Origin of the sequence: Ruminococcus sp. AM43-6 (assembly GCF_003461785.1) — a bacterium.
GTDB classification, from domain to species: Bacteria; Bacillota; Clostridia; order Oscillospirales; family Ruminococcaceae; genus Hominimerdicola; species Hominimerdicola aceti.
The window spans coordinates 15,130-30,267 of record NZ_QTXU01000018.1 but is presented as its reverse complement, the minus strand read 5'-3'; the positions used below and the strand labels follow the sequence as shown (position 1 = coordinate 30,267).

The window sequence follows — 15,138 nt, the reverse complement described above, 5'->3', positions numbered from 1 at the left end:
AAGAGGACCGCAAATGCGATCCTCTTTTGTTATATCAGATTTTTCTGTGCTCAGCCAAGCTTTGCAAGGATTATCTCCTTCATCTTTCCTGGGTTAGCCTTGCCCTTTGATGCTTTCATGCACTGACCTACCAGATAGCCCAGAGCATTTGTCTTTCCGCCCTTGTAGTCATTTACAGACTTTTCATTTGCGGCAAGAACTTCGTCAGCGATCTTTTCAAGTGCGCTGTCATCAGAGACCTGTGCAAGACCCTGCTCCTCGATAATGTCGCTTACCTTTTTGTCCTCCTCGAGAAGAACTGCGAAAACTTTCTTTCCTCCTGCGTTGGAAATGGTCTTTGCTTCGATAGCAGCGACGAGGTCAGTAAGATTGTCAGCAGTGAGCTTTGTATCTTCGAGAGTCTTGCCTGTTGCATTCATGTACTTAACAAGGTCGCCAAGTATCCATGTTGTATAGCACTTTGCAGGGAACTTGTCCTTTGCCATGCAATCGTCAAAAAGCTTTGCAAGGGAAACAGACTCTGCTATAAACGTTGCGTCCTTTATGTTCAGACCGAACTTCTTTACATATCTGAGTATCTTTACGTTTGGAAGCTCTGGGATACTCTTTTTAAGCTCGTCAACACGCTCCTGCTCAACAACGATAGTGAGCAGGTCAGGCTCAGGGAAGTAACGATAATCCTGTGCGTCCTCTTTTGAACGCATTGGAATGCTCATTCCCTTTTCGTCGTCCCAACGGCGAGTTTCCTGCTCGACCTTTCCGCCTGCTTCAAGAACAGCTATCTGTCTTTCTACCTCGTAGTCGATACCTCTTACAGCGGCAGAGAAGCTGTTTACGTTCTTCATCTCAGAACGTGTGCCGAATGGCTCGACAGGCTTGTGAACAGATACGTTTACGTCACATCTGATAGAACCTTCCTGCATCTTACAGTCGCATATGCCAAGATACTGGAGGATAGATTTCAGTGTTTCAAGATAAACCTTTGCTTCCTGTGAGGAACGCATATCAGGCTCAGAAACTATCTCGATAAGCGGAACACCGCAGCGGTTAAGGTCAACAAGTGATACACCATGGAACTTGTCAGAGTGGAGAAGCTTACCTGCGTCCTCCTCGATGTGTATTCTTGTGATACCTATTCTTCTTTCCTCGCCGTCAACAAGGATATCAACATAGCCCTTGCCGCAGAGAGGAACTTCTGCCTGTGATATCTGATAAGCCTTTGGCAAGTCAGGGTAGAAATAGTTCTTTCTGTCCTGCTTGCAGACACGGTTTATCTCGCAGTTGAGTGCGTGACCCATTCTTATTGCATAATCAACTACCTTTTCGTTAAGAGTAGGCAGTGTGCCAGGCATACCCATGCAGATAGGGCAAACCTGTGAATTGACTTCAAGACCGAACTGGTTCTTGCAGTCGCAGTATATTTTAGACTCGGTATTAAGCTCAGCATGAGTTTCAAGACCGATTACAACTTCGTAGCCTTTTACCATTTTTGTGACCCCTTTCCTTAAAGCTCAGGCATTTTGAATCCGCCAACAAGCTGCTCATAAGCATAAGCTGTGTTAAGCAGACGCTGCTCTGTAAACTTTCCGCCGATAAGCTGCATACCAACAGGCAGACCCTTGTCGTCATATGCACAAGGAATGCTTATTGCAGGCAGACCTGCAATGTTCACTGTAACAGTGCAGACATCGTTTGCGTACATTTTAAGGGGATCGTCAGTGTTTTCACCGATCTTGAAAGCTGTTGACGGAACTGTAGGAGTAGCGATAACATCAACGTCAGCGAACTGAGATGCGAACTCCTGCATTATTCTCTTCTGAACGAGCTTTGCTTTCTTATAGTAAGCGTCATAGAAACCTGATGAAAGCACGAATGTGCCGAGCATTATTCTTCTCTTTACTTCGTCGCCGAAGCCCTCTGAACGTGTTCTCTCGTACATATCAACAAGTCCGTCATATTCTTCAGCTCTGAAGCCGTATCTTACACCGTCAAATCTTGCAAGGTTTGAAGAAGCTTCTGCAGAAGAAATGATGTAGTATGATGAAAGTGCATAATCTGTAGACGGCAGAGAAATCTCCTTTACAGTTGCGCCCTGCTTTTCAAGCTCTTTCACAGCGTTCATTACAGACTGCTTAACGAATGGGTCGATACCCTCGCCGAAATACTCTTTTGGTATACCTATCCTCAGACCCTTTACGTCAGCTTTAAGGTCAGCCGCGAAATCAGGATACTCTCTATAGGAAGAAGTGGCGTCATACTTGTCATGACCAACGATAGCGGACTGTACCATAGCAACGTCCTTTACGCACTTGCCAAGAGGTCCGATCTGATCCAGTGAGGAAGCAAAAGCAACAAGCCCGTATCTTGAAACGCTGCCGTATGTAGGCTTCAGACCTACAACGCCGCAGTATGAAGCTGGCTGTCTGATAGATCCGCCAGTGTCAGAGCCAAGAGTAACGATAGCCTCTCTTGCTGCAACAGCGGCAGCAGATCCGCCTGATGAACCGCCAGGTATCCTCTCTGTATCAAATGGGTTTTTAGTAGGCTTAAAATGTGAGTTCTCGGTTGATGAACCCATAGCGAACTCGTCCATGTTGAGCTTGCCTGTTACAACGATATCGTCAAGCTTGTTCATTACAGTTGCATTGAAAGGCGGAACATAGTTTCCAAGCATTTTTGATGCACAAGTTGTTCTCAGACCCTTTGTTGAGATATTGTCCTTGATACCAACAGGTATACCAGCCAAAGGTGAAAGCTCCTCGCCCTTTGCAAGCTTTTCATCTATCTCAGCGGCTTTTTTCATAGCGTTTTCTTCGTCAAGTGTCAGATAAGCGTCTACCTTGCCCTCAACTGCTTTTATTCTGTCAAAAACAGACTTTGTAAGCTCTGCGGAGCTTATTTCCTTGTTCTTTATCATTTCTGACAAGTCGCAGGCATTTCTCTCAAAAAGTTCCAATTATAACACTCCTTACTCTACTGTTTTAGGCACGACAAGACAGCCTGCCTTTACCTGAGGAGCGTTCTGCATAAGCTCCTGTCTTGTGAATTTATCCTGAACAGCCACGTCTTTTCTGAGTATCATCGGGTTGTCAGGGTCAAGGGTCATTTCGTCCTGAATGTCGGGGAGCTTTTCAACCATTCCCACGATGTTTTCCATTTCTGACTCAAACTTATCAAGCTGATCGTCTTCGATGCGAAGTCTTGCCAGCTTGGCAATGTGTTTAATGTCAATGTTCATTTTACATTCCTCCTGTTTTATTTATATAAAAAGATATTATCTTATTTTATCATATCCTTGAACTGTTCTTCGGTGATTATCTTGATACCGAGCTGCTGAGCTTTATCAAGCTTGCTTCCTGCTTCCTCACCTGCAAGAACATAGTCCGTTTTTTTGGATACCGAGCCGCTTGCCTTGCCGCCGTATTTCTCAATAAGTGCTTTTGCTTCGCTTCTTTTCAGTGTCGGCAAAGTGCCTGTGAGAACAAAAGTCTTTCCTGCAAAGCGGTCGTCTATCTGTATCTTCTCATACTTTGTGTTTATCCCACATTCTTTGAGCCTTTGGATAAGCTCTATCATATGCTCTTCATGGAAAGCGTTGTAAACGCTTTGCGCCATTACGCCGCCAAAGCCGTCTATCTCGGATATCTGCTCAGCGGAAGCGTTCATGATGTTGTCAAGGTCGCCGAACTTGTCGCACAGAAGCTTCGCAGAAGCCTGTCCGATATTTCTTATGCCCAGGCCAAACACCAATCTGTCCAAAGAATTGGACTTTGACTTTTCTATAGCACTAAGCAGATTGTTCACTGATTTTTCCTTGAAGTTGTCAAGCTGTAAAAGCTTGTTTTCGCTCAGAGTGTAAAGGTCAGCCACAGAGGTGATAAGCTTGTTGTCAAGAAGGGTGTGAACTATCTGCGGACCAAGACCGTCAATGTTCATTGCGCCCTTTGAAGCAAAGTGAACGATGCTTCTGAATATCTGCGCAGGACATTCAACGTTCGGACACCTTACCGCCGCTTCTTCCTCGGACTTCACAAGCTTTGTTCCGCATACAGGACAGCACTCAGGAAGCGTGAAAACTCCGTCGCCATGCTTTTCCACAGAACCCAGCACCTCAGGGATTATATCTCCTGCCTTGCGCACCTTGATGATATCCCCCACGGAAATGTTTTTCTCTCTTATAAAATCCTGATTGTGGAGGGTCGCCCTTGAAACGCTCGTGCCTGCAAGAAAAACAGGCTCAAACACGGCCACAGGTGTTATCGCACCAGTTCTGCCCACGTTAAGCTCTATATCAAGCAGCTTTGAGGTCTTTTCCTCAGGCGGAAACTTGTAAGCCACAGCCCACTTTGGCACTTTTGCAGTTGCACCAAGTATCTCACGCTGTCTGAAATCGTCAACCTTTATAACAACGCCGTCAATATCGAACGGCAGGTCAAAACGCTTTTCTCCGATAGCCTTTATGCAGCCTATGACCTCATCAGCGGTAGACACACGCTTGTAATCAGGGATAGTCTTGAATCCCAGTGTTTTCAGATAGTCAAGAGACTCCTTGTGGGAAGTAAGCTCCTTGCCCTCTATCTGCTGAACATTGAACACAAAGATGTCAAGCTTTCTTTTTGCCGCTATCTTAGGGTCTTTCTGTCTAAGAGAACCTGCGGCGGCGTTTCTAGGGTTTTTGAAAGGCTGCTCGTCATTATCCTCCTGCTCTTTAACAAGCTTCAGAAAAACATTTCTCGGCATATATGTTTCACCTCTGACTTCTATCAAAGGCAGTTCCTCATTTATTTTTATAGGAATGGACTTTACAGTTTTCAGATTAGAAGTAACGTCCTCGCCCACAAAGCCGTCACCACGGGTAGAGCCTATGGCAAGCTCACCGTTGTGATATTCAAGGGATACCGAAAGTCCGTCTATTTTCGGCTCAACAACGAATTGCGGTTTATCCACAGCCTGCTGAACTGTTTCAATAAAGCTTCTCACCTGTTCAAAAGAAAAAACGTCCTGCAAAGAACCCATTTGTACACGATGTGTGACTTTCTCAAATATTGATATCGCCTTGCCGCCTACACGCTGAGTAGGGGAGTCGCTTCTGATAAACTGCGGAAACTGCTCCTCAAGACTCTTTAGTTCCTGCTGGAGCATATCGTATTCATAGTCTGTGATCTCGTTCCTGTCCTCAACATAGTAAAGCTGAGAGTGATAATTCAAAAGCTTCACAAGCTCGTCTATACGTTTTTTAGCGTCCTGTTCGTTCAAAATAACACAACTCCATTTCTGCCAACTTTTTACGGCATATCATACGCAGGGCAATACCACATAAGGATTGTACGCAATCTGCAAGCAGATTGCGTGCAAAGCCGTTAGGCGTGCCTTATGCGGTATTGCCCTTTATATTATACCATAATTGCTGGTGAAATACAAGCCTTTTTTCTATAAACTGCGAAAAAATCAGCCTTTTCCCTTGTCTAAGTACATATCAGGTATCTCTCCTACGATAACAGTTTCGCTTACGGGATAGTCATAGCTCACCACGATATCCGTAGAGTGTGCAGGAAGAATGGCTGTCATTTCTATGGTCACAGTGAGATAAAGGCTGTATTTTGTCTGATTTATCCCGGCTTCCGTTAAATCGCTTTTAAGTTCGGTCTTTGACGCACCTATCTGATGAAGCCGCAGTGGTATGTCAAAACCTCTGCCTGTGAGGATATTTATTCCCGAAAGTGTGCCGATGGGTACGCTGAGTTTTGTACCCTCAAGCTGTGAAAGACTTTCGTTCACAGCCCTTGAAACACTGCTTTGAAGCCTGTTCACAGCGTTCGTATCGCTGTTTATGGAGGTTATCCTGCCGTCAGTTTCAGATATCTTTATATAACTGCTCTGGGGCAGTTTTTCAAGCTCTCTGCTTATGGCCGCATTTATCACGTCAAGTGCCGCCTGCTTGCTTTCAAACTCGCTTATTTCGCTGATGTGCCTTGAAAGCTGTGCAAAAAACACCGTGGTGAGCAGTGCAAGACTAATAACGACAGCAAGAATTATGTATGAAATTCTGTTCTTGAAAGAACGCTTGTGGACGCTCAAAAAAATCACCGCCTTTGGCTTATTATATACCAAAATGCGGTGATATGTGATTATTTTACTTTAATTCAACGATAGTTACGCCGTCCTCGCCCTCGCCGTAAACGCCTTTTCTGAATGATTTTACAGACGGGTGGTGTTTAAGCGCACGCCTTATGGCGTCACGGAGAATACCAGTGCCTCTGCCGTGGATTATGGTGAGCATCGTCACTCCTGACATGATAGCGTCAGAAATAAACTGCTCCATTTCATGAACGCCCTCGTCAGCGGCATAGCCCCTGATATCAAGCTCGGTGGATACCTTTCTTGTCATGCGGCTTTCGATGCCGTTTTTAGATACTCCGCCTTTTTTCACAGGCTTTTTGGACTGTTTCTGCGGCTGTTGTTTTTCAATAAGCTGAAGCTTCTTTACATCTATCTTGGTTTTCATTATGCCTGCCTGAATGAAGCACATTCCGCTGTTGTCAGGGGGCGTTATAATGATACCCTTTCTGTTTGTGTCAACGATAAGCACGTTGTCGCCCTTTTTCAGCGGTCTTGGCAGCACATATCCCTCGTTCCTGCTTTCAGAAACAGGGTTAGCCTCGCTGTAAAGCTTGTTCATTGTGGACTTCTGCTTGTGCCTTGCGTCAATGGCTTTCTGAGTGAAGTTTGGATTTTCTTTTTCTTTTCTCAGCTTGTCAAGCTCGTCAACAAGCGCCTGCGACTCACGCTGAACACGATTTACGATCTGCTGAGCCTCACGTCTTGCCTTTTCAAGCTCGGCTTCTTTCTGATCGTAGAATTTTTCTTTCTGCTCTGCAAGTTCTTTTCTGAGAGCCTCGCTTTCCGCACGGTATTTCTCCGCAAGCCTGTTGTTTTCTTCAAGTTGCATTCTTGTGCGTTCAAGATTGTCTATGATAGTTTCAAACTTTCTGTTATCCTCAGAAATAAGCGACTCAGCGTACTTGATTATATCCTTGTCGATACCAAGACTTTCAGAGATAGCAAAAGCGTTGGACTTACCGGGTGAGCCTATGATAAGCCTGTATGTCGGGTGCAAAGTCTGTACGTCAAACTCGCATGAAGCGTTCTCAACGTCAGGAGTGTCGATAGCGTACATTTTAAGCTCCTGATAGTGAGTAGTTGTAACTAGCGTCGCACCAAATATCCTTATGCGTTCGATTATAGCCACCGCCAGTGCAGCACCCTCCACGGGGTCAGTGCCTGAGCCAAGCTCGTCAAGGAGCACAAGACTTTCGCTGTCAGCCTCGTCAAGTATGGTCTTTACTCTGCTTATGTGAGAAGAGAATGTAGACAGATTGTTTTCTATAGACTGCTGGTCGCCGATATCAACAAGCACGTTTTTATATACTGATATCCTGCTTCCGTCTGACGCAGGAATGAGCAGACCGCACATTGTCATAAGCGTGAGCAGACCCACAGTTTTAAGCACAACTGTCTTACCGCCCGTGTTAGGACCTGTTATTATCAGGGAGTGATAGTCAGTGCCAATAGAAAAGTTTATAGGCACGACCTTTTTGGGGTCGATAAGAGGGTGACGTGCCTTGTTCAGCACAATAACACCGTCATTGGATATCTCAGGGAGCATTGCTCTCATTTTTGCACCGAGGTTTGCCTTTGCAAAATAAAGGTTAAGCTCTGTTACCGCATTGTAGTTTGAAATGAGCTGGTCTTTCATTTCGGCACATTCCATAGAAAATTCAGCGATTATCCTGTGTATCTCGTCCTGCTCCTGACCCTGCAAAATGCGGATATCGTTGTTGGCTTCCACAACTGACATAGGCTCGATAAAAAGCGTTGAGCCTGTTGCGGAAGTGTCATGAACAAGACCGCTGACATTGCCCTTGAACTCAGTCTTTACCGGAAGAACGAAACGTCCGTCACGCATTGTGACGATGCTCTCCTGCAAATATTTCTGAGTGCTCTGGGATTTTATCATCTTGTCAAGGGTCTCTCTTATCTTCAGCCCTGAACGTGTTATCTTCTGTCTTATGCTTCTCAGCTCCGCACTTGCGTCGTCAGAAAGTTTTGTGTCATCTATGATAGCCGTTTCAAGCCGCTGCTGCAGATACTTGTTTGGATAGAGCATTTCAAAGAGATATGAAAGGGAAGTGTCCTTGTTCTCACACTGCTCATACCAGTGGTGAAGCTCATAGGTCTGCGCAAGCAAGCGTCTTATCTGGATAAGCTCTCCAAGAGAAAGCACACCGCCTGCTTCGGCTCTTTTGATGTAAGTTGATACGTCGTTTATGTTGTAGAAATTCGGCGTGCCGTATCTCACGCTGAGTTCAAGGGCTTCGGCGGTCTTGCCTGTTTCTTTCTTGACCGTGTAAAGATCAGAACAAGGCTTTATCCCCAAAGCCATTTTTTTTGTTTTTTCGTTGGAGCATTCTTTTGAAAGCATTTCAAGAATTTTGTTCAGCTCCAGCGAATCGTAAAATCTTTCGTCCATTATATATACCTCAAAATATGACAATAGGCAAAGCTACGCAATGCCTACAAAAGTCTGTAAAAATCAAGCGACGGAAACTTGCCTTTCAGATTATATCTAACAAACCGCTCTGTAAAAGCGGTCAGCTTTTTCTGGTATCTTTCGCTTATCTTGAAAGCAAAAAGCCGCTCATATTCCGTCAGTGCAATAAATCGGACTATGTATAGCATAGTCCTGTCTAATTCAATATCGTAAATGCTGTCAGGATTGTAACAGCACTTGTCACACTCCAAGACACCTGTTGACAGATTGAAGTGCATAATGTCAGCTTCATACGCCATGCAAACTGAACAGCCAAGAAGCGCAGGCCTTAATCCTGCTTCGCACAGCAGACGAAACTCAAATATAGATTTGAGAAGTTCGTTATCCCTGTCGCCTTTATCGAGAAAATAAAGTGTGTTCAGCGTCAGCCGCATTATCTCGTCACAGCCGCTTTCCTCTGTTCGTATATACATGAGAAGCTCAGAAAAGTAAGAGGCAAGAGCCGTTTTTTTAGGGTCGAGCCTGATATTGTAAAAAAGCTTCTCTGATTCACTGCTGTTGAGAAAAAACATTGATTGGTCTTTAGCGTTCTTCTTTTCCTCAACGCACAGCTTAGAGTATGCAAAAAGCTGCGTTGATGACGCATTTTTCGTGCTTTTCCTGCCGCCACGAACAAATATATCTATGACTCCACGCTCTGCTGTGAGGACAGTGATGGATTTGCTTGTTTCGCCCCTGTCATTTTCTCTCAGTATCAGTCCCATAAAGGTCAGCATTGTCAGTATCCTCTTTTCTGTGTGCGGCATATGTGAGATAATCCTCTATCCTGCCGCTTTCAAAGAACTTGTCCCATAAAGTCATGATATTCACCGCCTTACTGATATTATCAGCTTTTTTGGCGGTCATTATAAGCGGAAAAATATGTTGCCTTTATTCCAAACCGAAATTCTTTATCATGCCCTCACGGTTTCTCCAGCCCTCTTTTACCTTAACCCAGCACTGAAGATTTACTTTTATCTGGAAGAAATCTTCAAGGTCAGCTCTTGCTTCCTGACCTATCTTTCTAAGCATAGAGCCGCCTTTTCCAATAAGGATACCCTTGTGTGACTCTCTCTCACAGTAAATAGTAGCGGTAACGTCAAGTATAGCTTCACCGTTTCTATTTTCACGCTCATTAAGATGTTCGATAGTCACAGCTATGCCGTGAGGAACTTCGTCATTAAGGTTATTGAGTGCCTTTTCTCTTATTATCTCAGCCATTATGACCTTTTCAGGCTGGTCTGTGAATTTATCATCAGGGAAGTAGTGCGGACCCTCCACAGCATTCTTTTCAAGATCTTCCATAATAATATCAAGGCCGTCCTTTTCAAGAACGCTCACCGGTACGATATCTATAAAATCAAAAAGCTTTGAATACTCTGCTATAACTGCGATAAGATCCTCTTTGTTTTCAAGAAGATCTATCTTGTTGAGCACAAGTATCACCTTAGTCTTGCCTGTCTTGAAGCCCTTTACAAGCTCACGCTCGTTTTCGGATATTTTCTTTGTGCAGTCAGCCATAAGGATAATAAGGTCAACCCCTGCAACAGACTCGTTCACAGCGTTGAGCATATGCTCGGAAAGCTTGTTTTTAGCCTTGTGCATACCAGGTGTGTCCATGAAAACGAACTGCGTTTCTCCCTTTGTGAGAACACCTGTTATCTTTGTTCTTGTTGTCTGCGGCTTGTCGCTCACTGCGGCTATCTTTTCGCCCACGAGTGCGTTTAGCAATGAGGATTTGCCTGCGTTCGCACGTCCAACAATGGTGACGAACGCATTTTTTGAATTTGCATTTTTCTTGTTCATATATTTTTTTCCTTATCTTTTTTTATCTTTGTCAGCAGGCGTTTTGAACACCCATACGAGCCACAGTATCACACCTGCGGCTAAAGCTATCCCTAGCCATATGTTTCTTGCAAAATAAGAGGCTATAGCCATAAAAGCATAATAGTCCCAGAATATCCTTATTCCCACAGCCACAGAAGCTACCGCCGCAATGAGTACAGCCCCTGCCGCACAGTCTTTAGCCTTTTTAGCAAGAGGGTTTTTATCTTTACACGCCATATCCACAGCGGCTTCAACAGCCGTGTTCACAAGCTCTAGTGAAATAACAAGCCCTATGCAGATATAAACTGCGGCAGTTTCGGCTGCGCTAAGCCCATAAAATCGCATTAGCAGTATCACAAGCACTGCAGCGCCAATGTGAAAACGCATATTGCGTTCTGTTTTTATACAGCTCACAACGCCCTCAAAGGCATAAACAAAGCCCTTGAAGAAACGTCCTATCCCTGTTTTACCTGTGTTCATGCTCGCCTAAGAAAGTGGCGTCACGGGATATGCCCAGATTGCCAAGTATAGCTTCTTCCTTTTCACGCATTATCCTCTCCTGAAGATTGCTTTCTTCATGGTCATAGCCAAGGAGATGAAGCATTGAATGTACTGTCAGAAAGCCTATCTCTCTTTCAAGAGAGTGTCCATATATCTCAGCCTGACGGTAAGCAGTTTCAAGGCTTATGACTATATCTCCCAGCAGGTAAGCGCCTGTTTCGTGGTTCATGTCAAAATCACCGTCCTCGCCAAGAGGAAAGCTCAGCACGTCTGTTGAGCGGTCTATGTTTCTATGTTCCTTGTTAAGCTCATGTATCTGCTCGTCATTCACAAAAGATACAGAAACTTCAAAATCATCATTGTGGCCCTCATATTCCAACACAGCATGGCAACAGCGTCTTACAAGAAGCCTTATGCCAACTGGTATCTTTACCTCTGTCTGGTTGTTGGTTATCATTACTTTTACCTTGCCCATTACTTTTTCACATTCCTTTTTTGTTATATTTTTCATAAGCAAGGATTATGTCCTGCACAAGCTTGTGACGGACAACGTCCTTGTCGGTAAATCTGTTTATCGATATATCGTCAATGCCTTTGAGTACGTTCATTGCCTGAATAAGTCCTGACTTTCTCTGGTCAGGCAGGTCTATCTGCGTTATATCGCCTGTTATGACTATCTTTGAGTTGAATCCAAGACGTGTGAGGAACATCTTCATCTGCTCGTGAGTGGTGTTCTGCGCTTCATCAAGGATAATGAAAGAATCGTCAAGAGTACGTCCTCTCATGTATGCCAGCGGAGCGACTTCGATACAGCCACGCTCCTGCTGTTTAGCGAAAGTGTCAGGACCGAGCATTTCAAAAAGTGCGTCATAAAGCGGTCTGAGATATGGGTCTACCTTACATTGCAGGTCGCCCGGAAGAAAGCCCAGCTTTTCTCCTGCTTCAACCGCAGGACGTGTGAGGATTATCTTCTCCACCTCGTGCGCCTTGAAAGCCTTTACCGCCATTGCCACCGCAAGATAAGTCTTGCCCGTTCCCGCAGGACCAACGCCCATGACGATAGTCTTTTTCCTTATTGCTTCAACATATCTTTTCTGACCGAGAGTTTTCGGCTTGACGAGCTTTCCGCTCACCGTTACGCACACGCCGTCATCAGACATATGCTTTATCTCATACTGCTTGCCCTCACGCACAAGTGTGAAAACATATCTTATAGTCTGCTCAGTGATAGCCTCGCCCTTGTTGATAAGAGCAATAAGGCTATTTATAGCTTCCGAGGCGTTAAATACGTTCTCCTCATCGCCTGTTATCTTGATATCGTCACCTCTGCCGAGAATCACAACATTATACTCTTTTTGGATAAGGTTAACATTCTCGTCATAATTGCCGAAAAGGCTGAGTACAGTTTCCATTCTGTCCACGCTGATAAGTTTTTCCGCCATTAGCACAACTTCCTCTTTTTTTGTTCTGATATACCTATTATACAAAGCTATTATATCACATTTTTCCTCTGATTGCAACAATCTCATTAAGATTTAACACTTTTTTTATGCACCTTTTCACACTTTTTGATCATTTCTTAATAAAAAATTCCACCTCTCTGCAAAGCTCGCCGTATAGGGTGTATGTTACAGTAGCGGTTACTCCGTTTTCCGTCACATTATCCTCCACTTGCCGGTCTTTAATCTCATAGTCTGAGAGAAAATTTTCCTCATATAAATACGCCTTTTCATGAACGGCGTCAAGTGCCTGCTGTTCTGTCAGGGTGTCTTGTGAAAATTTATATTCTTCAAGTTCGCAGGTGGTTATGCCAAAAGGCATTTCAAGCCCGAAAAGCGACAGAGGAGAATATCTCTGCTCATTTTTCCAGTAACCCTCAGGTTTTGAGAAAAAAAGAGGGATATCGGCGTCAAACACAGTGAAAAAACGCTTTGTATCTTTCTTGCCTGACGTCTTTTCCGCCTTGTCCTCAAAGGGCTGTGTGAATGTGACAGTGCGCTCAAAAGTGCCTATTATCTTACCCTTTGAGCGTGCATAGCTTGTCTTTGTTTCAACGTTTTCCTTGCCGTCTATCCAGCTTGATTTTGATGTGATGATCTCACCGCCTACAACGATATCGCCCTTTGTCACACCGCTTCCCACAGGTATCTTTAGCTGTCCGTCATAAACCTCGACTTTTTCGATAACTCCGTTTTCGCAGGCAACAAGATTTGAGGGATAGCGGTTTGACTCACGCTTTGTGTCCCCCTCAGTTTCGATAACGTCGATTATCAGCGTGTCACCCTTGCGTGTTATGCCTGCCCATGATATGCCCTCCACTTTTTGCTTTAACGCACGTTCTGTGACTATAAGGTCAATGCTTGGGATATAAGTGCCGGTTTCAACGCCCTCCTCTTTAAGCACCGACATAACGCCTTTTCTGATATTTTCATCATCACTGAGTATGTCAAACCTCACCACCACGTTTGATAGATAGAAGCACGAAAGCATGACAGCCGCAGTGCCTATGACAAGTCCTCCTCTTCCGAAAAAACGTTTTGCAAGAACAAAGCTTCCGTGACGTTTTGTGGCGGTGTATTCAAGCCCAAGTTCATTGCATAGTCTTTCAAGTGCCTTACAGTGTTCCGCAGGCATACGCAAAGTGAGCTTTCCGTTCTTTTCACACATTTTGCTAACGGGAAGCTTTTTTGACATTATCCTGCGGAAAAACTTGGTGAAGCTGTCACCTGTGATAACATAATCTATATAACCGAAAATCATTATCCTCTCTCCCTGATACTTCTTGACACAAGCTTGACCGACTCTATTTTTCCTCTTATCTCCACGCTGTCAGAGCAGAAATTTGACATTGTTAGTCCGCTGCCCCATATCTCTATCTCAAAAGAGCCTGTCAGCACCTTTGCCATTATCTCACTGCATTCCACTATCTGCTTGCAGTTTTCGATAACGGCGGCTCTGTCGTCAGTTATGCTTATGTATGAGCTTAGTGCGGTCAATTCTTTTGTCATGCCGAAAAAGCTTAAAAATGGTATCTTCTTCATTTTTGCGTCCTCCGTTCATTGTCTTATGCTTAATTATATTATTAGACAGACTGACATATACTTAAAAAGTAAAAGTAGGGAGGTAATAAAAATGTTGAAAAGACTTGCAAAGGAGCTTTGCGTATACATACTTGCGGGGGTGGTCATATGGTTCTGCATTATCACCATATCAGGGGGCGAGAGCGTAAAGCTTGGTATCTCCGAAGCAGTTGACCGCTGTATGAATATCATAATCCCGTCGCTGTTTGTTTTTATGGCGCTGTCGCAGATACTTGTTTCAAGTGGGCTTTACTACTGCGTTTCAATGCCTTTTTATCCTATATCGAGATTTATAATGGGCATACCGCCTCAGCTTTTCTTTGTATTTCTTCTTGGCAATACCGCAGGCTATCCTGTGGGAGTAAAGCTTCTTTCGGATCTGTGTCAGAGAAAGATAATATCCCAGCGTACTGCAAAGATAATGTCCTGCTTTTGCTGCTGTGGAGGGCCTGCTTTTTATTCTGGTACAGTGGGTCTTGCAGTGTTTGGTTGTACAGGAGCAGGCATTGCAGTGTTCGTATCCATACTAGCGGCAAATTTTCTCACTGCACTTGTTCTCGGCAGAGCTATAAATGAGGATAAGAAAACATCAAAGCCGACTTTCAGACTTGACGGCAGAATGTTCACCGACAGCGTTATCTCGGCAGGAAAGTCGCTTTTTGTTATCTGCGTTATGATAGTCTTTTTCGGAGCGTTTATGTCCTCTCTTGAATACTGCGGAGCGTTCAGCTTTTTGAAAAATGCGTTTTCACTGTCGGAAAACGAACTTGTGCTTGTTAAAAGCTGTCTTGAAATAACCTCTCTCACTGAGCTTTCGGGAAGTCCATTTTATCTTCTGCCATTTATAGCCGCTGTCTGCTCCTTCGGAGGTCTGTGTGTGATTATACAGATAGCCGCACTTGGCGTGGATTTCTCCCTTGTGCCGTTTTTTATCTCACGTTTGGCATCAGCGTTTTTGTCAGCCGTTATATGCCGTTTTATCTATCCATTCTTTATCCCCGACACAGTTTTGACTTCTGTTACAAATAATGTTAAATTCGTCAAAGTGAACAATTTTGTTCCCTCGTTTTGCTTGATTATGATGATTTTATTACTAACTTTGAAGAAAAGACTAGCATTTTCTAAAACAGTATGATATAA

The 15,138-nt window shown here is 44.2% G+C and carries 15 protein-coding genes; 1 reads left to right on the top strand and 14 read right to left on the bottom strand.

What is annotated here, in order from left to right; genetic code table 11:
• Nucleotides 1-50 precede the first annotated feature (50 nt).
• The 14 genes from gatB to DW938_RS09980 form a co-directional block, all read right to left on the bottom strand.
• Nucleotides 51-1,487: an Asp-tRNA(Asn)/Glu-tRNA(Gln) amidotransferase subunit GatB gene (gene gatB, locus DW938_RS10040; protein ID WP_118124674.1), complete on the bottom strand. Its 1,437-nt coding sequence runs from the start codon at nt 1,485-1,487 to the stop codon at nt 51-53.
• A gap of 17 nt (nt 1,488-1,504) precedes the next feature.
• On the bottom strand, nt 1,505-2,956 hold the full coding sequence (gene gatA, locus DW938_RS10035; RefSeq protein ID WP_022287799.1) for an Asp-tRNA(Asn)/Glu-tRNA(Gln) amidotransferase subunit GatA: 1,452 nt from the start codon (nt 2,954-2,956) through the stop codon (nt 1,505-1,507).
• 12 nt (nt 2,957-2,968) lie between these two features.
• Nucleotides 2,969-3,238: an Asp-tRNA(Asn)/Glu-tRNA(Gln) amidotransferase subunit GatC gene (gene gatC, locus DW938_RS10030; protein WP_022287800.1), complete on the bottom strand. Its 270-nt coding sequence runs from the start codon at nt 3,236-3,238 to the stop codon at nt 2,969-2,971.
• Nucleotides 3,239-3,279: 41 nt separating this feature from the next.
• Nucleotides 3,280-5,256 carry an NAD-dependent DNA ligase LigA gene (gene ligA / locus DW938_RS10025; protein WP_118124673.1) on the bottom strand — a complete coding sequence of 659 codons (1,977 nt, stop codon included), beginning with the start codon at nt 5,254-5,256 and terminating at the stop codon, nt 3,280-3,282.
• Nucleotides 5,257-5,448: 192 nt separating this feature from the next.
• A complete protein-coding gene (gene yunB / locus DW938_RS10020) occupies nt 5,449-6,078 on the bottom strand; it encodes a sporulation protein YunB (protein WP_181984410.1) in 630 nt (209 codons plus the stop codon).
• 55 nt (nt 6,079-6,133) lie between these two features.
• Nucleotides 6,134-8,530 (bottom strand): endonuclease MutS2, encoded by a 2,397-nt coding sequence (locus DW938_RS10015; RefSeq protein WP_118124671.1) that lies wholly within the window; start codon nt 8,528-8,530, stop codon nt 6,134-6,136.
• Nucleotides 8,531-8,574: 44 nt separating this feature from the next.
• A complete protein-coding gene (recO, locus tag DW938_RS10010; RefSeq protein WP_117924317.1) occupies nt 8,575-9,327 on the bottom strand; it encodes a DNA repair protein RecO in 753 nt (250 codons plus the stop codon).
• Nucleotides 9,290-9,412 (bottom strand): hypothetical protein, encoded by a 123-nt coding sequence (locus DW938_RS15275; RefSeq protein WP_278278290.1) that lies wholly within the window; start codon nt 9,410-9,412, stop codon nt 9,290-9,292. Before DW938_RS15275 ends, recO begins: the two co-directional genes overlap by 38 nt.
• A 69-nt stretch (nt 9,413-9,481) precedes the next feature.
• Nucleotides 9,482-10,396: a GTPase Era gene (gene era, locus DW938_RS10005; protein ID WP_117897655.1), complete on the bottom strand. Its 915-nt coding sequence runs from the start codon at nt 10,394-10,396 to the stop codon at nt 9,482-9,484.
• A gap of 12 nt (nt 10,397-10,408) precedes the next feature.
• A complete protein-coding gene (locus DW938_RS10000; protein WP_118124670.1) occupies nt 10,409-10,897 on the bottom strand; it encodes a diacylglycerol kinase family protein in 489 nt (162 codons plus the stop codon).
• Nucleotides 10,884-11,393 (bottom strand): rRNA maturation RNase YbeY, encoded by a 510-nt coding sequence (ybeY, locus tag DW938_RS09995; protein ID WP_117927113.1) that lies wholly within the window; start codon nt 11,391-11,393, stop codon nt 10,884-10,886. The genes DW938_RS10000 and ybeY overlap by 14 nt, the downstream gene beginning before the upstream one ends.
• A 7-nt stretch (nt 11,394-11,400) precedes the next feature.
• Complete coding sequence (locus tag DW938_RS09990; RefSeq protein WP_117858963.1) at nt 11,401-12,360, bottom strand: PhoH family protein; 960 nt, start codon at nt 12,358-12,360, stop codon at nt 11,401-11,403.
• A 130-nt stretch (nt 12,361-12,490) separates the two neighbouring features.
• Nucleotides 12,491-13,678 carry a sporulation protein YqfD gene (locus DW938_RS09985; RefSeq protein WP_118124669.1) on the bottom strand — a complete coding sequence of 396 codons (1,188 nt, stop codon included), beginning with the start codon at nt 13,676-13,678 and terminating at the stop codon, nt 12,491-12,493.
• The gene (locus DW938_RS09980; RefSeq protein ID WP_022287811.1) at nt 13,678-13,959 is read right to left on the bottom strand and encodes a YabP/YqfC family sporulation protein; all 282 of its coding nucleotides are present in this window, start codon (nt 13,957-13,959) and stop codon (nt 13,678-13,680) included. The genes DW938_RS09985 and DW938_RS09980 overlap by 1 nt, the downstream gene beginning before the upstream one ends.
• 91 nt (nt 13,960-14,050) lie before the next feature.
• Between DW938_RS09980 and DW938_RS09975 the strand changes: the two genes are divergently transcribed.
• On the top strand, nt 14,051-15,133 hold the full coding sequence (locus tag DW938_RS09975; RefSeq protein WP_118124668.1) for a nucleoside recognition protein: 1,083 nt from the start codon (nt 14,051-14,053) through the stop codon (nt 15,131-15,133).
• Nucleotides 15,134-15,138 lie beyond the last annotated feature (5 nt).

Excerpts from the sequence above, each read along its gene's own strand:
- gatB (WP_118124674.1), bottom strand. The coding sequence starts at position 1,487 with ATGGTAAAAGGCTACGAAGTTGTAATCGGTCTTGAAACTCATGCTGAG.
- gatC (WP_022287800.1), bottom strand. The coding sequence starts at position 3,238 with ATGAACATTGACATTAAACACATTGCCAAGCTGGCAAGACTTCGCATC.
- DW938_RS10015 (WP_118124671.1), bottom strand. The coding sequence starts at position 8,530 with ATGGACGAAAGATTTTACGATTCGCTGGAGCTGAACAAAATTCTTGAA.
- recO (WP_117924317.1), bottom strand. The coding sequence starts at position 9,327 with ATGCTGACCTTTATGGGACTGATACTGAGAGAAAATGACAGGGGCGAA.
- DW938_RS15275 (WP_278278290.1), bottom strand. The coding sequence starts at position 9,412 with ATGACTTTATGGGACAAGTTCTTTGAAAGCGGCAGGATAGAGGATTAT.
- era (WP_117897655.1), bottom strand. The coding sequence starts at position 10,396 with ATGAACAAGAAAAATGCAAATTCAAAAAATGCGTTCGTCACCATTGTT.
- DW938_RS10000 (WP_118124670.1), bottom strand. The coding sequence starts at position 10,897 with ATGAACACAGGTAAAACAGGGATAGGACGTTTCTTCAAGGGCTTTGTT.
- ybeY (WP_117927113.1), bottom strand. The coding sequence starts at position 11,393 with ATGGGCAAGGTAAAAGTAATGATAACCAACAACCAGACAGAGGTAAAG.
- DW938_RS09990 (WP_117858963.1), bottom strand. The coding sequence starts at position 12,360 with ATGGCGGAAAAACTTATCAGCGTGGACAGAATGGAAACTGTACTCAGC.
- DW938_RS09985 (WP_118124669.1), bottom strand. The coding sequence starts at position 13,678 with ATGATTTTCGGTTATATAGATTATGTTATCACAGGTGACAGCTTCACC.
- DW938_RS09980 (WP_022287811.1), bottom strand. The coding sequence starts at position 13,959 with ATGAAGAAGATACCATTTTTAAGCTTTTTCGGCATGACAAAAGAATTG.
- DW938_RS09975 (WP_118124668.1), top strand. The coding sequence starts at position 14,051 with ATGTTGAAAAGACTTGCAAAGGAGCTTTGCGTATACATACTTGCGGGG.